Origin of the sequence: Gelidibacter salicanalis, assembly GCF_016469035.1 — a bacterium.
Lineage (GTDB): Bacteria > Bacteroidota > Bacteroidia > Flavobacteriales > Flavobacteriaceae > Gelidibacter > Gelidibacter salicanalis_A.
This window is the reverse complement of record NZ_JAEHJZ010000010.1, coordinates 117,503-141,915: the sequence shown is the minus strand read 5'-3', so window position 1 is coordinate 141,915 and position 24,413 is coordinate 117,503. Positions and strand designations below refer to the sequence as shown.

Genomic DNA, 24,413 nt, shown 5'->3' with positions numbered 1-24,413 from the left:
ATCCTGGATTGGATTTTGGTCATGTATTTGTGGCAACAATTTTATGTACCAGTCGCGTTGCTGCTACAAGTTAAGAAATTTATGCGTTTTGTGCCTTAAATTCTTTTAATTTTTCTATGAGTTTAGGAACCACTTCAAAGGCATCGCCCACTACACCGTAGTCTGCTGCTTTAAAAAATGGGGCTTCAGGATCAGAGTTTATAACCACCTTAACTTTAGAGGCATTAATACCTGCTAAATGTTGAATGGCACCTGAGATGCCTATAGCAATATATAAATTAGAGGCTACAGGTTTTCCTGTTTGGCCAACGTGTTCGCCGTGAGGTCTCCAACCTAAATCAGACACTGGTTTTGAACATGCCGTGGCTGCTCCTAAAACTTCTGCTAATTCTTCAATCATTCCCCAATTTTCAGGACCTTTTAGGCCCCGTCCGCCAGAGACTACAATCTCAGCATCTGCAATAGTTACGGTGTTGGTTGCTTTGTCCACAGATTCTACATGAACGCCATTTTCAGGAATAGACGGGGCGAAATCTTCAGCAGTAGCACTGCCTGAATGCTCTTTTAAGCCGAAAGCATTTTTTGAAACACCTACAATTTTTACATCCGTATCAATGGTTGAAAAAATAAATGCTTTATTGGTAAAAGCAGTGCGTTTAACAGTGAAGGGAGAGGCGCTTGTTGGTGCTTCTACTACATTAGATGCATAGCCCGCGTCTAAACCTACGGCCAATAACGGCGCTAGGTATTTACTGTCTGCACTTGAACTGACCACCACCACTTTGGTGCCTTCTTTTTCAGCGGCTTGCTTAATAATGTTGGCATAGGTTTTGGCGTTAAACATATCCAATTTTGAATCGTTAACCTTTAACACTTTATCAACGCCATAGCTTCCCAATTCTGAAACATCACTGGCATTTATAGTAATTGCAGTAACCGTCGTACCCATTTGGTCAGCAACGGCTTTTGCGTAAGATGCCACTTCAAAAGCGACTTTCTTAAATTTTCCTTGTTCGGATTCTGTATATACTAAAACTGACATAAAATTTTGTTTTTAAAATTTTTCCTGAACTAGATTCAGGAACTCATTGTTAATTTCTGAAAAATTTCGAAAGATCCCAAATCAAGTTTGGGATGATTTAGTCTGCAACTAAATCACTTTCGCCTCGTTATGAAGTAAGCTCACTAATTCGTCCAGATTATCAGGAGACACCAATTTAACGGCGCCTTTAGGTTCTGGTTTTTCAAACTTCACCGTTGAGGTTTCTTTGGTAGCCTCTACCGGCTCTACCACGTTTAATGGTTTTTGACGCGCCTGCATAATACCTCTCATGTTTGGAATACGCAAATCACTCTCTTCCACGATTCCTTTTTGTCCCCCAATAACTAAAGGTAAGGTTGTGGATACCGTTTCCTTACCACCATCAATTTCTCGCACTGCTTTGGCATTGGCGCCATCTACTTCAAGACTGATACAGTTGGTTACAAAGTTAGCACCAAGCAATTCGGCCAACATGCCGGGAACCATGCCTCCATTGTAATCAATAGATTCACGCCCAGCGATAATTAAATCGTAACCCCCATCTTTAACTACGTTTGCCAATTGTTTTGCTACGGCAAATCCGTCAGTTGCAGGCGTGTTAACGCGTATGGCACTATCAGCTCCAATCGCTAATGCTTTACGTAAGGTCGGTTCGGTTTCAGGTCCACCCACGTTGATCACATCCACGGAGGCACCTTGTTTTTCTTTAAACCACATGGCACGGGTCAAACCAAATTCGTCATTTGGGTTGATTACAAATTGCACACCATTGGTGTCAAACTTAGTATCACCATCAGTGAAATTAATTTTTGAAGTCGTATCAGGTACGTGACTAATACATACAAGTATTTTCATGTTTTATAATTTATTATATTATTAGTTTTTTAGCATAATGAGGTTCGAAATCAAAATTGAACCTCAATTGACCACTGAAAACTGTATTCTATTCAATAGGATACGAAGTTAATTATTTTAGACGACATTTTTACTATGCATGCATAATAAATTTTAAATAATTCTTTTCGTTTTAGTTTTTCTTTTATTCTTACTTTTGCTAATCGATTTAAATTTTAGAAATGAAGACAATTCAATTTAGAGAAGCTATCTGTGAAGCCATGAGCGAAGAAATGCGCCGTGATGAGACCGTTTATTTAATGGGTGAGGAAGTTGCAGAATATAATGGTGCCTACAAAGCATCCAAAGGAATGTTGGACGAGTTTGGTGCCAAACGTGTTATTGATACGCCTATTGCAGAGCTTGGTTTTGCTGGTGTAGCCATCGGCTCGACCATGACGGGATGCCGTCCAATTGTGGAGTATATGACCTTTAATTTCTCTTTGGTAGGGATTGATCAAATTATAAATAACGCTGCAAAAATCAGACAAATGTCTGGTGGGCAATTTAATTGTCCTATTGTTTTTAGAGGTCCAACAGGTTCTGCAGGTCAGTTGGGAGCAACGCATTCTCAAGCTTTCGAGAACTGGTTTGCCAACACGCCAGGACTAAAAGTAGTGGTGCCATCTAATCCTTACGATGCAAAAGGCCTTTTAAAATCGGCTATTCGCGATAACGATCCTGTAATTTTTATGGAGAGTGAGCAAATGTATGGTGATAAAGGTGAAGTGCCAGAAGGAGAGTATACAATTCCTATAGGAGTTGCTGAAATTAAACGTGAGGGCACAGATGTGACCATCGTATCTTTTGGTAAAATTATTAAGGAAGCTTACAAAGCTGCTGATGAATTAGAAAAGGAAGGAATTTCATGTGAGATCATTGATTTGAGAACCGTCCGTCCTTTAGATAAGGAAGCGATTTTGAAATCGGTTAAGAAAACCAATAGGTTGGTGGTATTGGAAGAAGCATGGCCATTTGGAAATGTTGCTACAGAGATCACTTATATCGTACAATCAGAAGCGTTTGATTATTTAGATGCTCCAGTTGTGAAAATTAATACAGCAGATACACCTGCGCCCTATTCTCCAGTTCTTTTGGCAGAATGGTTGCCTAATAGCGATGAGGTCGTGAAAGCTGTCAAAAAAGTAATGTATAAATAAATCGCTCCCGATAGCTATCGGGATTGCGTATCCAAACTTCATTGACAATGGTGTCAATGAAGTTTTTTTGTCTTATGAAACTAACTCTACGTCTCCTGTTTTTTTTCTTCGGAATGTGTTCCGTCTTCGCTCAAACCAAAGTAAGCGGTGTTGTGTTTGATGAGAGTAATGTGTCTGTAGCCTATGCCAATGTGTTTTTCAAAGGATCTACTGAAGGCACGATTACTAATGAAGAAGGCCGGTTTTATCTAGAATCTGACAACACTTATGAGACGCTTATGGTTTCCTTCCTTGGGTATGAAAGCTTAGAGATTCCGTTGCCAAAAAAAGTCAACTACGACCTCAAATTCATCTTAAAGGAAGCTGCAGGGCAATTGGACGAAGTGTATATTGTTACCGGAAAACAATCCAAAAAAGAGAGTGAAAATCCTGCCATTGCCATCTTAAAGAAAATTTGGGAACGCAAACGTCAAAACGGATTGCGCCAATTTAAGCAATACGAATATGACAAGTATGAAAAGGTAGAGTTTGACATCAACACCATTGATAGTGCTTTAATTAAAAGCAAGTTGTTTAAAGGGATGGAGTTTGTTTTTGATCAAGTAGACACGAGTAAAGTGACCGGAAAAACCTACCTGCCTATATTTATCAATGAAGCGCGCAGTAAGGTGTTTGGTGATAATCTTAAAAGTAAGGAAAAGGAAGATGTTAAGGGTAATAAAAATTCAGGATTTAGCAACAACCAGATGATCATTGATTTTGTGGATGATCTCTATTCTGACTTTGATATTTACGATAATTACCTCAAATTTTTCGATAAAAGTTTTGTGAGCCCACTGTCAAAAACTGGCGTCAACACCTATAATTATGTGCTTTCTGATAGTGCTTTTATTGATAACAAATGGTGTTATAACATTATTTACTATCCACGACGTAAAAATGAATTGACCTTTAAAGGCGATTTTTGGGTTAACGATACCACCTTCGCTATTAAGGAAATCAATATGCAGGCGTCAAAAAGTGCTAATATTAACTGGGTAAAGGAAATTTATATTGAACAGGAATTTGAGGTCCTAAATGATTCTTTATTCTTGATTAAGCGCGATTACTTTATGTCTGACTTCGCTTTTAATAAAAAGGAGCAATCGCGAGGCATCTACGGAAAACGGACCACCCTCTATGATAATTATGCTTTTGATATTCCTAAGGAAGACAAGTTTTATAGCAAGGAAGTGTACAGTTATAATGAAGACGTTTATAATAGAGACGATGAATTTTGGGATCAGAACCGAATGGAATCCTTAAGTCAGGATGAAAAAGGCGTCTATAAAATGTTGGACACGCTTAAAACCGTCAAAAAGTTTAAACGTTTATATAATGTAGGGACTATTTTGGCGTCAGGATATGTGGAATTTACGGATATCAATTTTGATTACGGACCCATTTTTTCCACTTTTGGCTATAATGAAGTTGAGGGCATCCGAATAAGAACCGGTGGTAGAACTTATTTTGGACCTAATGATCTTTGGCGTATGGAAGGCTTTTTGGCTTACGGCTTTAATGATGATAAATTTAAATACGGCATCTCAGGAAAATGGCTTATCGATAAAAAGAACCGATTTATCATCTCCGCAGGAAATAGACGGGATGTAGAACAAATAGGCGCCAATTTAACTTCGTCAACAGATATTTTAGGGCGTAGTTTGGCCTCATCCTCTCTTATTGGAACCAGTACCAACGATAAATTGACTAACGTCAATTTGACAACGGTAGCGATGGACTTGGAGCCTGTAAGGAATCTTGTGTTTAGGTTAAGTGGTACCTATAGAACCTTAAGCTCAGCTTCAGAAACTTTTAGCTTGGATTATTATACAGATGAAACGCAAACCACCACTGCGTCAGAGATTGAACAGTATGAAAATGCCTTTTCAGTGTCCTATTTTCCCGGTCGTAAAATGACTGGGTTTGGAGTAGAACGTCGACATGCTAATGACGGGTATCCAAGTTTATTTGCGCAAGTCACTAGAGGCGACAAATCGATTTTAAACAGTGATTTTGATTATACCAAAGTTCAGTTTTCTTATATTCAACCTTGGCAGGTTGGTGGTTATGGCAGATTAACCACGACAATTGAAGCGGGAAAAACATTTGGTGAGGTACCTTTGGGCTTACTCAATGTTGTACCCGGTAACCAGTCTTATTTTTCCATTTACAACACCTTTTCACAACTGGATTATTATGAGTTTGTGACCGATACCTATGCCTCATTGCATTTGGAACACAATTTTAATGGACGCTTCTTTTCACGAATTCCATTTTTGCGAAAATTGAATCTTCGTGAGATTGTGGGTCTCAGGGGTGTTTGGGGAGAAGTTTCGCAAGCCAACCGAGCTTTAAATGCCTCAGGGTTAACCTATCTAGCACCAACGGATAAAATGTATTATGAATATAGTGTGGGCGTTGGTAATATCTTTAAAATCTTCCGTATTGACTTCAACTTTAGAGGTAATTATCTTGAGAATCCAGATGCGCGTTCTTTTGGGGTTACTGGTAGTTTTGGGTTTAATTTTTAGAGTCCACCGCAAGCTCGATTGAGAGTGTTATTTGAGGGTTTCTGGTTAATTGGCCACATAGTATGCCACAGAGACCAACTCTATTGCTGTTGGGTTTTCCTCTTCTGGTTTTAACGCATATTCTTGGTCAAATGTTAGGGTGCAGCTTGAATTGGCAGCAATCTTATTACAAGAAACCGTAGCGAGTTTTGAGTAATTGCCATAATATTCAAAACTGTCTCCATCTACTCTTGTGGTCAAAAAGGCTAAGCCCTCAACAGCATAATTATTGGGATTATTAAGTTTAATCTCAAATTTTAAACGAGAGGTCTTATGCCCTGTATCAGGAATAAATGTAAAGTACAATACTTCATAAGAAAAGTTTTGTAATTCAGGCGGACCAGAATTTTCCGGTTCAACAAAGTCGCAAGCAACTTCTTCTGTCACATTATAAGCCTCAAATTGATTGTTTACAACCTTATAATGTGGTATAGCTATCATTTTAGTACATGTATCATCATCTTCTGATCCACAGCTGCTAACCACGAATAAAACCATTAATGACAGAACAAGAGAGAAACTTTTTTTCATAAGTTTAAGGTTGATTTTATTACTGTAAGGCTTGATTATTTGCCGACTAATGTAGGAAAAAAAACCAAATGATTTTTACGCTTTAAAAAAACAGAGAAAATAAATTGAACCTGAGTCCTATCGTGGAAAATTTTAAATATTAAAATCCATAAATAGGAGGTGATGCGCGCGAAAAACCCATTATACTAGAGTTGTAATATTCTTATTGAGGCTATCTAATTGCGTTTTGATTTGATGGTTCTTAATAATCCAGTCCCGAAGTCCTTTAAATTTCCAGCCAATCTCAAATGTGGACTCGGAATTTTTTCGAGGATCATTTCTAACTTTCCGAGTGCAGAGTCCACATTTTGTTCATTCAGTTCACTCAATTTAATACGTTCAACTATTTGAATGTGTGGGTCTAAACTTGGAATGCCTTTGACAAATAATCTGTAGATATATCCAATTTCTACCACCTGACTGTTTTGAAAATAGCTTTTTTTACCGTTCATGTTTTTATACGGCTCCACATGAATGATAAAATCAGATTTTTCAGCTCCTGAAACGTAGCCCTTTTCAAATTCTGACTGTTTTTCGATACGCATTTGGTCAAGAATCAGATTTTTTTCTTTCTCAAATGCCATTTCTTTTGCTCTTAAAGCACTCATGCCTTTTTGTTTTTGATGGGCAATAAAAATCAAAAGTATAAGGATCCAAATGAGTGATGAACCTAGTATTCCTATTAAAATATCTTGTGTCATATGAGAGTTCTAGTAATTCAGATTATTAATCAATTCGGCAAATTTTTTTGAAATATAATATCGTTGTGTTTAAATTGAGGTTGAATTAACCACTACCAAAATACAATGTTTTCATCAAAGGCACAATAATTGCGTCAAAGCGTTTATGGTTGGCAAAAATTACAAATTGAGTCCTTTATCCTAAATATAATAAGGTTGAACGAGACGCCTTAAAATAACTCTCACCTACAATTGTTTATCACAAAGAGTTGCATATCTTTGCACGCCGAAAAAATGAAGATTGAATAACATAAGCCGCTACTAAAAAGGCTACTAAAAATAAATACTATGAGTCCTAAAGGAAAAAAAACTTTTGATGTATTAATCGAAATACCAAAAGGAAGCCGTAACAAATATGAATACGATTTTGATTTAAAAAAGATCCGTTTTGATCGTTTGTTGTTTTCTTCCATGATGTATCCTGCTGATTATGGTTTCATTCCGGAAACTCTAGCTTTGGATGGAGATCCATTAGACGTTTTGGTGTTAGGTACTGAACCTACCTTTCCTATGTGCGTTGTTGAAGTAAAACCTATTGGTGTGTTCCATATGGCTGATGAAAAAGGAAACGACGAGAAAGTAATCTGTGTACCAGTTTCTGATCCTATTTGGAATAGTCTTAACGATTTATCTGACGTGAATGCTCATCAAATTAAAGAAATTGAGCATTTCTTTCAAGTGTATAAAGATTTGGAAAAGAAAAAAGTTGATGTAGGTGGATGGGGAGATGCACAAGAGGCCTATGACATCCTTAATAAATGTGTTCTCCGTTACGAAAACAGTGAGCATAAAACCAACGGAAATTTTACTATTTAATGTAATTCCTTTCTTATAAAAATTCGGAACCTCTTATATAACATAAGGGGTTCTTTTGTTTATCGGTGAATTTAATTACTTTAGCAACCGTTTAACATTAATCAATCTAAAATAATGATATGGGATCACTAATGATTTATATGCCTATTGTAATGGCGGCCTTAGGCTTAATTTATATGCTTGTAAAGAAGTCTTGGGTCATGAAACAAGACGCTGGAGATGGTAAAATGAAAGAGATTTCGGATCATATCTATGAAGGCGCCCTTGCTTTTTTAAATGCTGAATACCGTTTACTGGCAATTTTTGTGGTGGTTGTTAGTGTTTTGCTTGCTATTGTATCAGTAGTTGTACCAACAACACATTGGCTAATAGTAATCGCATTCATTTTTGGAGCAGTGTTCTCGGCTTTTGCAGGGAATATTGGGATGAAAATCGCAACTAAAACAAACGTTAGAACCACTCAAGCGGCGAAAACAAGTTTACCAAACGCTCTAAACATTTCATTTGGAGGTGGAACTGTAATGGGGCTTGGCGTTGCTGGATTAGCGGTATTGGGATTAACATCCTTCTTTATATTTTTCTTTTGGTTCTTTATGGGTAGTGCCTGGACCAATACTATGGACATGACCATTGTTCTAGAAACGCTGGCTGGCTTTTCACTTGGGGCAGAATCTATTGCATTATTTGCTCGTGTTGGTGGGGGTATCTATACCAAAGCAGCCGATGTGGGTGCCGATTTAGTGGGAAAAGTGGAAGCTGGTATTCCTGAAGATGATCCGCGTAATCCTGCAACTATTGCAGATAACGTGGGTGACAATGTTGGTGATGTTGCGGGTATGGGTGCTGATTTGTTTGGTTCTTATGTAGCCACCGTTTTGGCAGCTATGGTTTTAGGAAACTATGTAATTAAAGATATGGGCGGCGCCATTACTGACGACTTTGGAGGTATTGGCCCGATATTATTACCAATGGCTATTGCTGGTGTTGGGATTATCATTTCCATTATCGGAACATTTTTAGTTAAAATAAAAAGCAACGATGCCAAGGAAGCACAAGTTATGGGCGCCTTAAATCTTGGTAATTGGGTGGCTATCGCTTTGGTTGCAGTGTCCTGTTTCGCCTTAGTAACATGGATGTTGCCAGAAACCATGCAAATGAATTTCTTTGGTGAAGGGCTTCAAGATATATCTTCTATGCGTGTGTTTTACGCCACTTTGGTAGGATTGGTTGTTGGTGCTGTAATTTCATCAATTACAGAATTCTATACAGGACTGGGTAAAAAACCAATCTTAAAAATTGTACAACAATCAAGTACGGGTGCAGGAACCAATATTATTGCAGGTTTAGCAACGGGGATGATCTCCACATTTCCATCAGTATTGTTATTTGCGGGGGCTATTTGGACATCTTATGCCTTTGCTGGGTTTTACGGTGTAGCTTTGGCGGCTTCGGCAATGATGGCTACTACCGCTATGCAATTGGCTATTGACGCTTTCGGACCTATTTCTGATAACGCAGGAGGAATTGCTGAAATGAGTGAGCAAGACCCTATTGTAAGAGAACGCACGGATATCTTGGATGCGGTTGGAAACACCACTGCAGCTACAGGTAAAGGGTTTGCGATCGCCTCTGCAGCATTGACCTCTTTGGCATTATTTGCCGCTTATGTAACTTTTACAGGAATTGATGGAATCAATATTTTTAAAGCACCGGTTTTGGCCATGTTATTTGTTGGCGGGATGGTGCCTGTAGTATTTTCGGCTCTTGCGATGAACGCCGTTGGTAAAGCAGCAATGCAAATGGTAGAAGAAGTGCGTCGTCAGTTTAGAGAGATTCCAGGAATTATGGAAGGCACGGGGAAGCCACAATACGATAAATGTGTGGCCATATCAACCGAAGCCTCATTAAGAGAAATGATGCTCCCAGGATTATTGACTATCGGATTTCCGTTGCTGATTGCATTCGTCCCGATGATATTCGGAATGAATAATTTGGCCATTGCGGAAATGTTAGGTGGCTATATGGCTGGTGTGACCGTAAGTGGTGTGCTATGGGCGATTTTTCAGAACAATGCTGGTGGGGCTTGGGACAATGCCAAAAAATCCTTTGAGGCTGGGGTGTTAATCAATGGTGAGATGACCTATAAAGGCTCTGAGGCGCATAAAGCGGCAGTAACGGGTGATACGGTTGGAGATCCATTTAAAGATACTTCAGGACCATCCATGAATATTTTAATTAAGTTGACCTGTTTAATTGGTTTGGTAATTGCGCCAATTTTAGGCGGACACACCCTAGAAGGTACAGTTACAAGTACGGAGTTTGTTGAGGTCACTAATGGCGTTACGGATGCTCTTGATATTGAAATGGTAACGGTTGATGCAGATAATGCAAAGGCGGTTGTGACAAGAACCTATACTGAAGATGGCAAAGTAATGAAAGAAGAGCGTGTTTTGGAAGGCACTTTAGAAGAAGTAAAGGCTGCCATTGACCATCTTAAAAAAGATATTTGATACACATGATTTGTCGTCATGACTGTCCGGTTAAATAAGTGAGGAGTTTACAGTCTGTTCAAGCAAGATGTGGTGCGAAATCTTAAAAATGATACTATGCTTTCTTTAACTAATCTCACTGAGAGTGATTGGTCGAATTTAATTTTGTATGACGATTGTTTATCGGTTAATTATAATCAAATCTTTGTTCTTTTCCCGATAGCTCGGGACTAAAACCGAAGCGCCTGCCGGCCGGCGAGGTAGGATCTTAATTCTTTATTGAACAAACATAATTTGTAATATAATTCTTAATAAAGGCTACATCGACATGATGTAGCCTTTTCTATTTTTTGTTAACTTAGTATTTATGAATTATGATGATTTAACCACCTTGGGTATCGCTTTTGGTTTGGGCTTATTGGTGGGCTTACAACGTCAAAAAAGCAAAAGTGAAATGGCTGGTGTTCGGACATTTACCTTGATCTCCATGTTAGGGGTCATGGCGGGTTTTCTTTCTCGGGAATATGATAATCCTTATATCCTGCCAATTTTAGGTTTATGCGTGGCCGCCATGTTAATGATGGCGAACTACATTAAAATTAAGAAATTTGATCAGGCAGACGTGGGCCAGACCACTGAAGTTGCGGCGCTCTTAATGTTTGCCATTGGGGCTTACCTGGTTATGGGCAGTCAGTTGGTAGGGATTTTTGTAGGCGCTACTATGGCTGTACTACTCTACATTAAAGAGAAACTCCATGACTTTATAGACAGCTTAAGCAACAAAGATTTATCGGCTATCATGACCTTGGCGGGAATCAGTTTGATCATCCTTCCCATTTTACCAGACCGAACTTTTGGTCCTTTAGATGTCATCAACCCAAAAAATATTTGGCTCATGGTCACGCTTATCGTAGGAATAAGTGTTGTGGGCTATTTTATTTATAAATTGGTAGGGAAGAAAGTAGGCATTATTTTTAATGGCATTTTAGGCGGATTGATCAGTAGTACGGCCACCACGGTAAGTTACGCTAGGAAGACTAAAGACCAAAGGTCCATTAGCAAGATGGCCGTTTTTGTAATTACTACGGCTTCAATGGTATCAATGATTCGTGTTCTTATTGAAATTGCGGTGATAGTTCCAGAAAAATTGGGGGCACTCTTTTTACCAATTCTTGCAGAAATAATTGTAGTGGCACTCTTGGCTATAGGTCTATTTTATATCGTAAATAAAGATACGACAGATGAAAAAATGCCAGAACCTGAAAATCCAGCACAATTTAAAAGTGCCATTATTTTTGGTTTGTTGTATGGTTTTATTTTACTACTGGTGGCTTTTACCAAAAAACAATTCGGGGAAAATGCGTTGTATATCGTTTCCATTATTAGCGGACTTACTGATGTAGATGCTATTACCTTGTCACTTTCGCAAATGATGAAAGCAGACCGACTAGAAACGGATTTAGGTTGGCGTTTGATCTTATTAGCGACAATCTCAAACCTTGTTTTTAAAGGGGTCATGGCAATAGTGATAGGCGCAAAAGAAATGGCCAAATGGATTATGATGGTTTTTGGAATAGCCTTAACTTCGGGATTATTAATACTCTGGCTTTGGCCTGATACTTGGCATTTATAATATGGGATTATTAAAAAAAGACCCTTTGCAGGTCATCGTTTTTCAAAGTTATGGAACCGCATCACATTTGTATGTGCGAGGACGTGCACTGGAAGACGAATCTATCAATTTGGAAGGGAAGCATCCCATAAAGCTTTTGATCAATGCCTATAAGCGTTTTGAAACGGATGAAATAAAGCATACTATCTTACTCCTGAAATTACCTAACGGAAAGATTTTTGAGACGGTTACAGATAATAAAGGTTATTTTCTGATTGATTTGACAATACATGGTTTGGATGCTTTGACCAATGAGGAAGGGTGGCTATCTTTTGAATTGGCTTATAAAGACTTCACATCTACCAGGATTATTCAGCTAGAAAACCGATTTCCTGGTGAGATGCTAATACCTTCAAAAGATATTTCATTTGGTGTTGCTAGCGATATTGATGATACCATTTTACATACGGGCTTGGTATCTACACTCAAGTGGCGAGTAGTCTATAATACGTTTTTAAAGCGTGCTTCAAAACGCTCGCCGTTGGAAGGTGCAGCAGAATTTTATCACCTCTTACATCGCGGAAGCACGGGTAAAGAAGCAAACCCGATATTTTACGTCAGCCATAGTCCTTGGAACATGTACCGATATTTAGAGTTCTTTCTAACAAAGAACAATTTTCCTAAAGGACCGATATTACTTCGTGATTTTGGTAATTTTATGAACCGGAAAAAAAACAAGGAAAAACCTCAGAAACAGCGCGAAATTTTAAATATACTTAAAACCTATCCGCAGCTGAATCTCATCTTGATAGGCGATAGTGGAGAGCATGATGCTGACATTTATTTGGAAATTGCTGAAGAAAACCCAGACCGGATTTTAGCCATTTATCTTAGAAGTGTAAAACATAAAAAGAAAATGTTGCGTGTAAAAGGATTATATGAAAATTATAAAACTATTCCGGTGCTTTTGGTAGATAGCAGTAAGGGGGCGATGGAACATGCTCGAGAGAATGGATTTATTAGTGAAACCCTGCTTTGAAAAATTGCGAAGCAATGCATTCAAAACAGAGAGTTGAACTAATCCCACTTTTTAGCGGGGTCTCAGGTTTAAAACTTGGCCAAGGAAAAAGACCTCACAGGTTTCTAAAACCTGTGAGGTCTGAATGGCCGCGCCAATCAGCTATAATCAGCATCATCAGCGTTCCATCGAAATCTACGATTTCATCATCTTGAAATATTCGTAAATCTCATATTGTGAGCGTACTTCAGGTTTCTTGCCAAGCTTTACATACTGGTTAGTCTGTTCTGCATCAATAATACGAGCCTTGACGGTATCGGCCAATTGGATGTCGATAACATCTCTTATTATTTTAAAGTTGTCGGGATCCAAAACGGGCGTTACCACCTCAATACGATGCGTTAAATTACGTGTCATCCAGTCAGCTGAGCCAATATACATTTTTTCATCGCCTGCATTGCCAAAAATATAGACCCGGCCGTGTTCTAAAAAGCGATCCAAAATACTGGTCACCTTTATGTTTTTACTCTGCCCTTTGATGCCAGGTACCAAACTGCACATGCCTCTTATCAATAACTGGATTTTCACCCCTTTGTTGCTGGCCTCATAAAGTAGCTTGATCATTTTTTTGTCTTCAAGACTATTCATCTTCAAAATGATGTATGCTTCTTTACCTGCCTGGGCTAAGTGGATTTCCTTTTCCACCAAACTCACAAATTTATTACGCATGGTAAATGGAGATACCAATAGTTTTTTTGCTTTTGGAACTAGGAATATTCCTTCAAGTACTAAAAACAATTTGTTAAGATCCTCTGTGATCTTTTTGTTGTTAGTCATCAAACCAAAATCGGTATAGAGTGTAGAGGTTTTTTCGTTAAAATTACCCGTTCCTATATAGCAATAGGGTTTCAGCTCTTCAGCTACTTGACGTTCTATATACAAAATTTTAGAATGCACTTTAATGCCTGGGTAACTGTACAATACCTGAGCGCCATTTTCTTTAAAAATTTCACCCCACTTCAAATTGTTATGTTCGTCAAAACGGGCTTTCACTTCAATGAAAATAATCACTTTTTTGCCGTTTTTTGCGGCTTTGGCTATAGCATTATTTAAACGTGACTCTTCAGCTACACGATACAATGTCATTTTTATGGTGGTCACCTGCGGATCGTCAGCAGCCTCTTCCAACAATTTAATCACGGGCTCAAAGGTCTGATACGGATAATGCATCAGTTGGTCTTTAGTGTCAATAGCCTCAAACATAGAGGCATACTTAGATGTTACCGGATGGTCAAGAGGAGGAAGGGGTTTAAAAGATAAATCCTTATCTGTAGGATTTGGAAATCCGAAAAAATCTTTAAAATTATGGTAAGTACCACCTAAAACCACATCTACATGCGAAACGTCCAAAGCCTTTTTTAAGACATTTTGAAAGTTCTTAGGCATGCGTTGGTCAATTAAAACTCTTGTTGCCTGACCTGTTTCTCGCATTGGAAGTGATTCCTTGATCTTTTCCATCAAGTTGCCAGAAAACTCATCTTCAATATAAAGTTCAGCATCTCTTGAGATTTTTATTGCATAATAAGACAAATCGAGTTCTGGCTGTGATTTGTATAAATTGTATTTGATAATATCATCAATAAAGGTGATATAATGTTGGCTATCTTCCGAATCGGAATCAGCTGGAAACACAAAAAAGCGAGGTTCATCTTTAGGAATCTGAACAACTTGAAAGGTGTCTTCAGAGACCAACGCTGTGATGTAGGAACTTTCATTTTCTACAAACACCTCATCCTTGATCGAAAACATAGAATTTTCTAAGTCGATTTTCGCTTTTAAAGTAGCTTCAAAATAGTCTTCAGCCACTTTTTTCTGACTTTCTGAAAAGTTTATATATTTTATCAAATGGATGCCTTCCTTTTTTAAATCAGGAATGATTTCATTTTGAAAAAGCTGTCCAAATTCTTCCTGAAGTAAATTGACTTGCACCTTAATTTCGGCGAGAACGCGATTGGGTTTAGTAACCAATTTTTTACGAAGCGATTTGTCCAAATCCTTAACTTGTCTAATATCTGAAACTCGAACCCTAAAAAACTCATCTAAATTAGATGAAAAAATGGCCATGAACTTTATACGTTCATACAACGGATTCCTCTTGTCTGCAACCTCTTGTAACACACGGTGATTAAAGCGTAACCAAGAGAGATCACGATGGTAATATTTAGAATTATAAAGTGGTAATGCCATAAATTGTGTCGCTATACTATCTCCTTTTATGGAGCTGTTAAATTTTTTTTAAAAGTAATTTAAGGATGGAAAATTACAATTTTAAGAACAGAAAAATGTTAGAAAAATGATAAGGTCTTAAAATAATCCATTTATCTCGGCATCAATGGTATTGATAATGCTACCCAGATCTTCAGGATTTGATACAAAATCTAAATTATCAACGTCAATAATAAGAAGTTTCCCTTTCTTGTAGCCATGAACCCAGGCTTCATAACGTTCATTCAATCGGCTTAAATAATCTATACTGATGGAATTTTCATAGTCACGGCCGCGGCTATGGATTTGTTTTACCAAGTTAGGAATTGAACTGCGTAGGTAAATAAGCAGGTCAGGACCTTGTACAAAAGACTCCATAAGTTCAAATAATGAGCGGTAATTTTCAAAATCACGGTTGGTCATTAAGCCCATGGCATGAAGATTAGGCGCAAAAATATGGGCGTCTTCATAAATGGTTCTGTCCTGAATGATATCCTTTCCGCTTTCGCGAATTAAAGAAATTTGTCTAAAACGGCTATTCAAAAAATAAACTTGTAAGTTAAAACTCCAACGTTCCATTTGATTGTAGAAATCGTCCAAATATGGATTGTCAACAACATCCTCTAATTGGGGTTCCCATCGGTAATGTTTGGCTAATAATTTTGTAAGCGTGGTTTTCCCTGCACCAATGTTTCCGGCTATTGCAACATGCATATTTATTTCAGTTTTAGTTGGAATTGATAAAGCGTTTCATCGGCGTAAATATACAAGCTTTCATTGGTTACTAAAAACTGTTTTATCAACATTTCAGGCAGTTGGATGGGTACGGGTTGGTCTGTATTTTTGGGGAGATAAAATAGTCCCTTTTTAGTTTGGATGATCAAATTGCCATTGTCTTCTGCTATTTTTAAGAACTTTTCATTTTTCATTTTTGCAACCGTACTTCCAAAATAGTTGTAGGTATACAGGAAGTTTTCCGTTAACAACCAACTGTAATTGTAATTGCTTTTCAAATCCAAGACTTTGGATTGTACGGGCATGGTTGTTGCTCTTTGTTGGTTTAATCTAAAATCAAAAAGTTCTAATTGTTGGATATCTTGATTAAAAATCCAGATGGTGTTGTCATATCCCGTAGATACATGTGTTATGTTTTTGTAAGGCTGAATGGTATTGAAGTCGATTTTATAAATTTCAGATAACCGATTGTCTAGGATCATTACGGTATTAAAATTTTTGTAAAACACATTGATTTTTAGCGGATTGAAAACATTGGCTGAGGTGATTGGTCCCAACTGCACATTGCTATACGTATAACTGTGTTCTGGTGATGTTTTATAAAAGGTGTTGCCTAAGGCGTAAAAAAGCGTCCCGAAATTGTCAATGGTGATCAATTGATCTGCCTTTAGTGGAACGGTTTTCAAAGCAGTAGTCGCTATCCTTTCTTGTGAAAGGAGTGATGTTGAAACAAAAATCAAAACGTACATTAGATTTTTCATAGTGTGCCGATAATGAGACTCGATATCCTTAATTATTTATCTCCATGGAGATAATTTGAGTCTCGAATATGATTGTTTATGATTTTCGTTATTAAATATTTCTGGTATTCGCTTTCGTAAAAAATAAACCAAGTGGTTCTACTATTAGATTTATAGAACATATACTTTGAACCAAAATGATGTAATTTTTGAGGTGTTTTTTGTGAAGGAAAAGTTTCAATGCTTTCTTTAATGAAATCAATAATTCTATCGACATAGACTTCGGCTGATTGTTTCGGAGAAAAATAGTCTTTGGAATAGAGGTCGAAAATCAAATCATCAAATTCTTTAATGACATTGTCTTGAAAAATAATCATTTATTTGAGCTGTAATTCTGTATTCGCTTCTTGATTTCACTTCTGAACTCTTCTAATTTGAGACCAGTCTGGAAATTATTTCCAAAATCATACGTGTTCTGTTTCTTTAATTCGTCTATTTTATCTAAAATCACGTCATTTTCTAAACCCATCAACCACTCAATAAGTTCTTTCTTTTTTGCCAACTGTTCCATTTTAATTATGTATTTGTTATCAACTCGTTACAATTTACAAAAATCAAACCATAATTAGCAGATTAACTTATAACCAAACCCCCTAACATTTAAAATTTGAATTTTTTCATCGGCGCTCAACTTCTTACGGAGCTTAGATATAAAAACATCCATACTTCTGCCGTTGAAAAAATCATCATCTCCCCAAAGCTTATTAAGAATAAGCTTGCGGTCTAAAACCTGATTTTTATTTTTTATAAGATGAAACAATAACTGTGCTTCCCGATGTGTAAGTTGCGTAATCCCATCATTTCTCAATTTAAGCGTTTGTTTTGGGAAATTAAAGGTGTAATCGCCTAGCGTTAATATTTCTGTTGTCTTTTGAAGATTGGTTCTCTCTAACAGATTATTTATTCTAACGATCAACTCCTCCATACTAAAAGGTTTTTTTAAATAATCATTGCCACCAATGGTAAAACCTTCAACGACGTCTTTGGTTTGTGATTTTGCAGTCAAAAAGATGATGGGAATGGTGCGGTCCAAGGTTCTAATTTCCTTGGCTAAGGTAAAACCATCTTTTTTTGGCATCATCACATCCAGCACTAAAAGTTCGGGTTTTTGCTCTTGATAAACGTGTTTTGCTTTTTCGCCATTGTCGCAAAGCAGAACCTTAAAGTTTCGTGTTTCTAAACTCTCTTTTATGATATGCCCTAAAGCAGGTTCGTCTTCGGCTAAAAGTATAGTGATTGGTTTATTCATTTGGGAGGCTGATTTTAAAAGTGGTCAGTTGATTATCTAAATTCAACTGGATGGTGCCGCCGTGATTTTCAATAATTTTTTTGGAGTAATATAATCCTATTCCGAAACCTTTAACATCATGTGTGTTTCCTTTGGGTACACGATAGAATTTTTCAAATATCTTATCTTTGTTGATGTTTTTTAAGCTGTTACCATTGTCAGCTATAGAAATTGCGGTTGCAAATGAATTTTGCTTAAGCTCAATTGTAATTTTCTCTCCACCATACTTAATCGCATTGTCGATAATATTATTGATGGCGTTTTCAATATGAAAAGTATCGACGTTGGCAGAAATGGTATCATTAGCATTATGAAAATTAATCTTTTTTCCTTCGTTTCGTAAATCGTGTTTTTCAACTAATTGTTGAATAATCTCAACCATATTTATGTGTTCTTTATGCAATTCTAGGTTGTCACTATCCAAGGTTGCCGTTTCCAATAATTTTTCGACCATCACATTGAGCTTCTCCAATTGATCGTTGGAAATACTCAAATAGTTTAGTGTTTTAACCTTATCATCTAGTGCATTAAAGTTCTTTAAGCCTTCAAGCGCCACGCCAATTGTTGAAATAGGCGTTTTAAACTCGTGGGTGATATTGCTGATGAGATCATTTTTAACTTCTGCCACTTGTTTTTGGTTTCTGATGATGTTGAGTAAATAAAACAAACAGGATATGATGGCCGCGGCAAGAAAGAATGAAATCAAAATGCCAGTAAAACTTAACTTTAAAGCATCTTTCAGCGGATTTTCGAATTCTAAAACGACAAGCTCCTTTGGTTTTAGGTAGGTCGATTTCGAACTGACCGACATTAGTTCTTCACTATTTAAGTCTGAATTTAAACTATAAACAAGTGAATCACTTTTAAAATGTTTAATATTATAATTAGGAGAAATATTCTTCTGTTCAAACTGGATTTTCAATAAAGAATCCACCTGGGCATACTCCAAAGTATTACGATCCATTGAAATCATAATGGTATTTAATCTTTTGAGCTTAGTAATGCTGTCATATACTTTTTTACCTTTTAATATCTGAACGACTTCGCCCTGCTTCCCTTTTTCAACATGATATCCAATAGTATTGTCGGATAACTGCGTAAAACCAGAAACACTGTCTAAAAGTGTCTTACCTGCCGATAGTAGTGTTTTGTTCATTTCTTCTTTCACACTCAAAATCATTGAATCAATATTAGTCTGAGATTCAAATTTAAGGGAAGAAATTTTCATGGATTCGAATTGGGTTCCTTTCTTTAATAAATTTGATAGGTTGGAATTTTTAACAGTGGTATCAGCTTTTGAGGATGTGTCAGGCTTTATGATGGTAAAAAAGCTGGATTTGGCAATTTCGGCATAATATTCCTCCAAAGCATTATCAATGCTTAGCTGAATTTCATTGGTTACGCGTTGCTTATTCAGTTCGTAATTAGTATAGTTCCAATAAACTTGCACACCAATTGTAATGACGATGGTGGCCGTAATGGCATATAAAATCCATAAATAATTCTTTGTCGTCATAGATCAAAGGTAATGAGTTGGGTGTGATCAGTGTATATCGGTTAACACTCGTTAACACTCATTAACGCAATTTGATTGAGATATGATCAATCTTTGTAATCTGTAATATAATTAATCAAAACGTATAGAATGATGAAATGCACACAAAAAGTAACACAAAAAGTATTAGTAGTGGCAGCCTTGTTTATGGTTTTGCTAATGAATGCTCAAGATTTTCAAGGCGTCGCCACCTACAAATCTCATCGTAAAGTTGACTTTAAAGTCAAGGAAGGCAATGAAAACAAAGAAGTTCAAAAACAAATTCAAGAACAATTAAAAAGACAATTCCAACAGGAATACACATTGACCTTCAATAAAAATGAATCGCTATATAAGAAAAACGAAAAATTGGAAGCGCCAATGCCTTCAAGCAGCGGTATTAAAATTACAATTTCAGACGGTTCGGACATCATTTACAAAAACATTAAAGAACAAAGGTTTACCAATCAAACAGAAATTTACGGAAAGCAATTTTTAGTTAAGGATTCTTTAGCAGGAAAAACTTGGGAACTACTCAACGAAACCAAAAACATTGGGCAGTACACCTGTTTCAAGGCACAGTTTAAGGCAGAGGTAAAAACACAAACGCTTACTGAAGATAACGGTATGGAAACAATAACGAAAGAAGTTATAACTACAGCATGGTACACGCCACAAGTGCCTATAAGTAATGGGCCTGCACGGTTTTTCGGACTTCCAGGGTTAATCTTGGAAATAAATGATGGTGATTTAACTCTGGTTTGCACTAAAATTGTAATCAATCCTGCAGAAGAAATCGCCATTGTTGAACCTAAGAAGGGAAAGGAAGTCACACAACAGGAATTTAACGAGATTCTAGAAAAGAAAAACAACGAAATGATGGATCAAATGAATTCTAGAAGTAAAAACGGGAATACGGTGATATTTAGTTCAGGCGGATAGTTTTAAGATAAATTTAACGTTTAGCCGTTTAACTATTCAATCTTTAGAGAGTCAAACGGCAACGGTATGTCATCTGAACAGCACATCCCGTTATTAAACTTTAAAATATGAAATTAGTCACAATTACATTTTTTTCATTTCTAATGCTTTTAGGTTCTGGGAGCTTAATGGCGCAAGAATTTCAGGGAAGGGCAATTTATATGTCCAAAACCAGCATGGACATGAGCAACTTTGGTGGTGACCAAATGAGCGAGCAACAGAAGAAAATGTTTGCGGAACGCATGAAGAATATGCTAGAGAAAACTTACGTCTTAAGTTTCAATAGGACAGAGTCCATTTATAAAGAAGAAGAAAAATTAGCAGCTCCAGGCGGTGGTGGCGGTGGCCGAATGGGCGGTATAATGGGTAGTTTTACCGCGGGTCCTCAATATAAAAATGTAAAAGATCAACAACTCATTCAAGACCAAGAGTTTTTTGGGAAGCAGTTTCTAATTAAGGATTCGATCCCGCAACTGGAATGGAAAATGGAAAATGAGTCCAAACAAATTGGTCAGTATTTAAGTTTTAAGGCAACGGCCGTTAAAAAGGGGAATGATTTGGATGTCACTAATATGAGTCGTCGTAATAGAACTGATGAAAGCAGGAAAGATTCTACTAAAACGAATTCGGCCGATGCCCTTGAAGTGCCAAAGGAAATAATAGTTACCGCTTGGTATACGCCACAAATTCCGGTCAACCAAGGTCCTGGTGAATATTGGGGTCTTCCGGGTCTGATATTAGAAGTCAACGCAGGTCGTACTACAATTTTGTGTACGAAAATTGAAATCAATCCAACAGATAAACTGGAGATTAAGGCGCCATCAAAAGGCAAGGAAGTTACCAAAACGGAATACGAAGCTATCGTAAAAGAAAAAACAGAAGAAATGCGGGAAATGAACGGCGGTAGAGGTCGTGGCCGTAACTAACTTCCCTGATCTAACTTAACTAACCACATCAAAATTTTTAGAATGAAACATTTCATTACACTGGCGCTACTTTTAGTAGTAGGCACGGCTGTTGCTCAAATAAAAGTAGAAGGCGTTGTAAAAGATAGTATTGGCAACCCATTAGAGCTTGCTAATGTTATCGCCATAAATCAAGAAACCAAGGGTTTGGAGTCCTACGGTATTTCTAATGCGCAGGGCCAGTACAAACTCGCTCTGACCAAAAATAACACCTATACCATTCAAGTGAGTTACATAGGGATGAAGACTTTTGAAGAGGTTTTAGCGATAAAAGAGGCGGATCTCACCAAGAATTTCACTTTAAAAGATGACAACACGCTAGATGCGATTCATCTGACCTATGATATGCCAGTAACCATTAAGGGGGATACACTGACGTATAATGCCGATTCGTTTAATAAAGGCACAGAACGAAAACTTGAAGATGTTTTAAAGAATTTGCCTGGCGTAGAAATTAATGCCGATGGGAAAATTGAAGTAGAGGGTAAAGTGGTCAATAAATTAATGGTCAACGGAAAGGACTTTTTCGATGGCGATTCAAAATTAGCCACTAAAAATATTCCATCAAACGCTGTAGACAAAATACAAGTACTGCGCAATTATGCTGAAGTTGGTCAGTTGAGCGGGGTGCAAAATAACCAGGATAATGTGGCCATTAATATTAAATTAAAAGAAGGCAAGGAGAACTTTTGGTTTGGTAATGTAACCGTTGGGGGAGGTGTTGCGCCTTCGCCAAATGACGAGTTGTATTTGGTACAGCCCAAATTGTTTTATTACAGCCCCAAATACAGTATCAACGTTATTGGTGACATCAATAATACTGGCGAGGTTGCACTTACAGGACGTGACATTAGAAATTTTGGAGGTGGTTTTAGACGCCCAAGCAGCAATAGTGGCACACGCATTAATTTAGGCGATAATGGTTTGGGGAGTTTAACCAATCTTGGGAATGCCCAAACCATAGAATCAAAATTAAGTGCCTTTAATTTTAGTTACGCACCAAACAAAGATCTGGATATTAGCGGATTTGCAATATATAACAGCAACAGACTAAAAACGCGCCAAGAGAGTTTTGTGCGTTATACGGATTCAGATTTGGGGATTCCGGATGAAGAAAAGGTAGAGATTGGGAGGGAAGCAACAAGTCAAGGGTTGGGGAAATTGAGTCTACGTTATAAACCTAATGTAAATAATCAGTTGGATTATGATGTATTAGGTCGAATTTCCAACGATTCTGAAGCCAACGGAATAGTTTCATCGGTAGTTGGAAATACCAATCAATTAGATGAAGCGAAACCCTTTAGTATCAATCAAAATATCAATTACTATTACACTTTAAATGAAAAGCACATTTTTGCTTTTGAAGCCCAACATTTATTTAAGGACGAAGATCCGTTTTACAATGCCCTTTTGGTGAATGATCCTACCAATAATGATGGAGTACCAAATGAACGTGATGCTTTTGATAATACGGCAGCTGGTTTAGGGTTTAACAGAGATCAATTGGCTTATAACTTAAATCAGGAACGACGTATTAAATCCAATCAACTGGATGCCAAGCTAGACTATTATTATATTTTGAATGCAAAGAGTAATATCAATTTCACCTTAGGTACGATTTTGAGCAATCAACAATTTGATTCCAATATTTTCCAATTTTTAGATGATGGTTCCTACTTTGATCCTGAAGCAAACATAACCGATAGTGACGGTAACGTGTTGCGCAATGAAAACGATACCGAGTACAGTTTTAGCGATGTCTATTTAGGGGTGCATTACAGATTGAAATCTGGAATATTCACCTTTACTCCTGGGTTCTCTCTTCATGCTTATGGAAATAATAATACGCAATTTGGAGAAAGGTATGAAGATAATTTTTTCAAGATCTTACCAGATTTCGAAACGCTGATTCAATTTAAGAAGAGCGAAAGTTTAACCTTTCGTTATAGCATGCAAAACTCATTTACAGATGTTACAAAGTTAGCTGAAGGTTTAATTTTGAATAATTATAATAGCATTCAATACGGTACACCAGATTTACAAAATGCCTTATCGCACAATTTAAGTTTACGCTACTTTAGTTTCAATTTGTTTAATTATACCAACATTTTTGCTGTTTTAAACTATAATAAAAATATAGATCAAATTAGATCCATCACTCAGTTTGACAATGTGATTAGAACCAGTACCTATTTCAATTCAAATTTTGCGGATGAAAGTGTATCAGCATTTGGCCGTGTACAACGCACCTTTGGCAAGTTGAGAGCGGGATTTGGTGTTAATTATAATTATAGTAAAAGCAATCAATTTATACAGGACAGAAGATCGGTTAATGAAAGTTTTTCTCAAAGCTATACCCCAGAATTAAGAACTAATTTTAAGACCGCTCCTAATATTTCTCTAAAATATCAATACCGAGTAACAAACAATAATCAAGGCACTAATGATACGCAGTTTATTACTAGTGCACCGTCTGTAGAATTTGACGCCTATATTTGGAATGCCTTCACCCTTAGAACGGATTATTCTTATACAAAGCAAACTAGTGATATTGGTCCGTCAGATTCTTACCAAACCTGGAACGCAAGTTTAGCCTATAGAAAAGATAAGGATGCTAAATGGGAATATGAGCTAAGAGCGTCCAACTTATTGAATATTGATTCCAATATCAACAATGGATCTAATAATATTTCAGTTTACAGTTCAGAAACCTTTGTCTTGCCGCGTTTTGTAACTTTTAGAGTTATTTATACATTGTAAGCAAAATAAAAATTCACCAATTCAAATCGGCAATTTCATATGAGATTGCCGATTTCTATTTTTGGAATAGTAGGGTCTGCTTATAATCAACTGGTGTTAAAACAACATTATAGATTCCCAATGAAAATTTCA

Annotated in this window: 20 protein-coding genes; 9 read left to right on the top strand and 11 right to left on the bottom strand. The window is 37.0% G+C overall.

Annotated elements, in window-relative coordinates:
• Positions 1-79: 79 nt before the first annotated feature.
• Together JEM65_RS06620 and JEM65_RS06615 are read right to left on the bottom strand one after the other, a co-directional pair.
• Positions 80-1,042, bottom strand: a complete 963-nt coding sequence (locus JEM65_RS06620) for an electron transfer flavoprotein subunit alpha/FixB family protein (protein WP_199598158.1) — start codon at positions 1,040-1,042, stop codon at positions 80-82.
• Positions 1,043-1,150: 108 nt separating this feature from the next.
• Positions 1,151-1,897 carry an electron transfer flavoprotein subunit beta/FixA family protein gene (locus tag JEM65_RS06615; RefSeq protein WP_199598157.1) on the bottom strand — a complete coding sequence of 249 codons (747 nt, stop codon included), beginning with the start codon at positions 1,895-1,897 and terminating at the stop codon, positions 1,151-1,153.
• Positions 1,898-2,118: 221 nt separating this feature from the next.
• Between JEM65_RS06615 and JEM65_RS06610 the strand changes: the two genes are divergently transcribed.
• Positions 2,119-3,096, top strand: coding sequence for a pyruvate dehydrogenase complex E1 component subunit beta (locus tag JEM65_RS06610; RefSeq protein ID WP_199598156.1), 978 nt, complete (start codon positions 2,119-2,121; stop codon positions 3,094-3,096).
• A 74-nt stretch (positions 3,097-3,170) separates the two neighbouring features.
• Positions 3,171-5,669: a DUF5686 and carboxypeptidase-like regulatory domain-containing protein gene (locus JEM65_RS06605; protein WP_199598155.1), complete on the top strand. Its 2,499-nt coding sequence runs from the start codon at positions 3,171-3,173 to the stop codon at positions 5,667-5,669.
• A gap of 45 nt (positions 5,670-5,714) precedes the next feature.
• Here the strand turns inward: JEM65_RS06605 and JEM65_RS06600 are convergent, their stop codons facing one another.
• Positions 5,715-6,239, bottom strand: coding sequence for a hypothetical protein (locus tag JEM65_RS06600; protein WP_199598154.1), 525 nt, complete (start codon positions 6,237-6,239; stop codon positions 5,715-5,717).
• A gap of 215 nt (positions 6,240-6,454) precedes the next feature.
• Positions 6,455-6,979, bottom strand: a complete 525-nt coding sequence (locus JEM65_RS06595) for a hypothetical protein (protein WP_199598153.1) — start codon at positions 6,977-6,979, stop codon at positions 6,455-6,457.
• A 327-nt stretch (positions 6,980-7,306) separates the two neighbouring features.
• Here JEM65_RS06595 and JEM65_RS06590 point away from each other — a divergent pair, with 327 nt between their 5' ends.
• The 4 genes from JEM65_RS06590 to JEM65_RS06575 all read left to right on the top strand — a co-directional run bounded on the left by JEM65_RS06590 (position 7,307) and on the right by JEM65_RS06575 (position 12,974).
• Positions 7,307-7,834, top strand: coding sequence for an inorganic diphosphatase (locus tag JEM65_RS06590; RefSeq protein WP_199598152.1), 528 nt, complete (start codon positions 7,307-7,309; stop codon positions 7,832-7,834).
• Positions 7,835-7,953: 119 nt separating this feature from the next.
• On the top strand, positions 7,954-10,344 hold the full coding sequence (locus tag JEM65_RS06585; protein WP_199598151.1) for a sodium-translocating pyrophosphatase: 2,391 nt from the start codon (positions 7,954-7,956) through the stop codon (positions 10,342-10,344).
• A 346-nt stretch (positions 10,345-10,690) separates the two neighbouring features.
• Positions 10,691-11,956: an MgtC/SapB family protein gene (locus JEM65_RS06580; protein WP_199598150.1), complete on the top strand. Its 1,266-nt coding sequence runs from the start codon at positions 10,691-10,693 to the stop codon at positions 11,954-11,956.
• A gap of 1 nt (position 11,957) precedes the next feature.
• Positions 11,958-12,974 carry an App1 family protein gene (locus JEM65_RS06575; RefSeq protein ID WP_199598149.1) on the top strand — a complete coding sequence of 339 codons (1,017 nt, stop codon included), beginning with the start codon at positions 11,958-11,960 and terminating at the stop codon, positions 12,972-12,974.
• Positions 12,975-13,148: 174 nt separating this feature from the next.
• Here JEM65_RS06575 and ppk1 read toward each other — a convergent pair whose 3' ends face one another.
• The 7 genes from ppk1 to JEM65_RS06540 form a co-directional block, all read right to left on the bottom strand.
• Positions 13,149-15,200 carry a polyphosphate kinase 1 gene (ppk1, locus tag JEM65_RS06570; protein ID WP_199598148.1) on the bottom strand — a complete coding sequence of 684 codons (2,052 nt, stop codon included), beginning with the start codon at positions 15,198-15,200 and terminating at the stop codon, positions 13,149-13,151.
• Positions 15,201-15,317: 117 nt separating this feature from the next.
• Positions 15,318-15,932: a deoxynucleoside kinase gene (locus JEM65_RS06565; RefSeq protein WP_199598147.1), complete on the bottom strand. Its 615-nt coding sequence runs from the start codon at positions 15,930-15,932 to the stop codon at positions 15,318-15,320.
• Between the two features lie 2 nt (positions 15,933-15,934).
• Complete coding sequence (locus JEM65_RS06560) at positions 15,935-16,714, bottom strand: hypothetical protein (protein WP_199598146.1); 780 nt, start codon at positions 16,712-16,714, stop codon at positions 15,935-15,937.
• A gap of 32 nt (positions 16,715-16,746) precedes the next feature.
• Positions 16,747-17,070: a hypothetical protein gene (locus JEM65_RS06555; protein ID WP_199598145.1), complete on the bottom strand. Its 324-nt coding sequence runs from the start codon at positions 17,068-17,070 to the stop codon at positions 16,747-16,749.
• Positions 17,067-17,255 carry a hypothetical protein gene (locus JEM65_RS06550; protein WP_199598144.1) on the bottom strand — a complete coding sequence of 63 codons (189 nt, stop codon included), beginning with the start codon at positions 17,253-17,255 and terminating at the stop codon, positions 17,067-17,069. The genes JEM65_RS06555 and JEM65_RS06550 overlap by 4 nt, the downstream gene beginning before the upstream one ends.
• A gap of 63 nt (positions 17,256-17,318) precedes the next feature.
• Entirely contained in the window at positions 17,319-18,002 is a 684-nt protein-coding gene (locus JEM65_RS06545; RefSeq protein ID WP_199598143.1) for a response regulator transcription factor, read from the bottom strand.
• A complete protein-coding gene (locus JEM65_RS06540) occupies positions 17,995-19,557 on the bottom strand; it encodes a sensor histidine kinase (protein WP_199598142.1) in 1,563 nt (520 codons plus the stop codon). Before JEM65_RS06540 ends, JEM65_RS06545 begins: the two co-directional genes overlap by 8 nt.
• Before the next feature lie 129 nt (positions 19,558-19,686).
• Here JEM65_RS06540 and JEM65_RS06535 point away from each other — a divergent pair, with 129 nt between their 5' ends.
• The 3 genes from JEM65_RS06535 to JEM65_RS06525 all read left to right on the top strand — a co-directional run bounded on the left by JEM65_RS06535 (position 19,687) and on the right by JEM65_RS06525 (position 24,281).
• Positions 19,687-20,517, top strand: a complete 831-nt coding sequence (locus tag JEM65_RS06535; RefSeq protein ID WP_233530549.1) for a GLPGLI family protein — start codon at positions 19,687-19,689, stop codon at positions 20,515-20,517.
• Positions 20,518-20,624: 107 nt separating this feature from the next.
• On the top strand, positions 20,625-21,482 hold the full coding sequence (locus JEM65_RS06530; RefSeq protein WP_199598141.1) for a GLPGLI family protein: 858 nt from the start codon (positions 20,625-20,627) through the stop codon (positions 21,480-21,482).
• Positions 21,483-21,524: 42 nt separating this feature from the next.
• Positions 21,525-24,281: a TonB-dependent receptor gene (locus JEM65_RS06525; RefSeq protein ID WP_199598140.1), complete on the top strand. Its 2,757-nt coding sequence runs from the start codon at positions 21,525-21,527 to the stop codon at positions 24,279-24,281.
• Positions 24,282-24,413 lie beyond the last annotated feature (132 nt).

Coding starts and splice junctions, on each gene's coding strand:
- JEM65_RS06620 (WP_199598158.1), bottom strand. CDS start 1,042: ATGTCAGTTTTAGTATATACAGAATCCGAACAAGGAAAATTTAAGAAA.
- JEM65_RS06615 (WP_199598157.1), bottom strand. CDS start 1,897: ATGAAAATACTTGTATGTATTAGTCACGTACCTGATACGACTTCAAAA.
- JEM65_RS06610 (WP_199598156.1), top strand. CDS start 2,119: ATGAAGACAATTCAATTTAGAGAAGCTATCTGTGAAGCCATGAGCGAA.
- JEM65_RS06605 (WP_199598155.1), top strand. CDS start 3,171: ATGAAACTAACTCTACGTCTCCTGTTTTTTTTCTTCGGAATGTGTTCC.
- JEM65_RS06600 (WP_199598154.1), bottom strand. CDS start 6,239: ATGAAAAAAAGTTTCTCTCTTGTTCTGTCATTAATGGTTTTATTCGTG.
- JEM65_RS06595 (WP_199598153.1), bottom strand. CDS start 6,979: ATGACACAAGATATTTTAATAGGAATACTAGGTTCATCACTCATTTGG.
- JEM65_RS06590 (WP_199598152.1), top strand. CDS start 7,307: ATGAGTCCTAAAGGAAAAAAAACTTTTGATGTATTAATCGAAATACCA.
- JEM65_RS06585 (WP_199598151.1), top strand. CDS start 7,954: ATGGGATCACTAATGATTTATATGCCTATTGTAATGGCGGCCTTAGGC.
- JEM65_RS06580 (WP_199598150.1), top strand. CDS start 10,691: ATGAATTATGATGATTTAACCACCTTGGGTATCGCTTTTGGTTTGGGC.
- JEM65_RS06575 (WP_199598149.1), top strand. CDS start 11,958: ATGGGATTATTAAAAAAAGACCCTTTGCAGGTCATCGTTTTTCAAAGT.
- ppk1 (WP_199598148.1), bottom strand. CDS start 15,200: ATGGCATTACCACTTTATAATTCTAAATATTACCATCGTGATCTCTCT.
- JEM65_RS06565 (WP_199598147.1), bottom strand. CDS start 15,932: ATGCATGTTGCAATAGCCGGAAACATTGGTGCAGGGAAAACCACGCTT.
- JEM65_RS06560 (WP_199598146.1), bottom strand. CDS start 16,714: ATGAAAAATCTAATGTACGTTTTGATTTTTGTTTCAACATCACTCCTT.
- JEM65_RS06555 (WP_199598145.1), bottom strand. CDS start 17,070: ATGATTATTTTTCAAGACAATGTCATTAAAGAATTTGATGATTTGATT.
- JEM65_RS06545 (WP_199598143.1), bottom strand. CDS start 18,002: ATGAATAAACCAATCACTATACTTTTAGCCGAAGACGAACCTGCTTTA.
- JEM65_RS06540 (WP_199598142.1), bottom strand. CDS start 19,557: ATGACGACAAAGAATTATTTATGGATTTTATATGCCATTACGGCCACC.
- JEM65_RS06535 (WP_233530549.1), top strand. CDS start 19,687: ATGATGAAATGCACACAAAAAGTAACACAAAAAGTATTAGTAGTGGCA.
- JEM65_RS06530 (WP_199598141.1), top strand. CDS start 20,625: ATGAAATTAGTCACAATTACATTTTTTTCATTTCTAATGCTTTTAGGT.
- JEM65_RS06525 (WP_199598140.1), top strand. CDS start 21,525: ATGAAACATTTCATTACACTGGCGCTACTTTTAGTAGTAGGCACGGCT.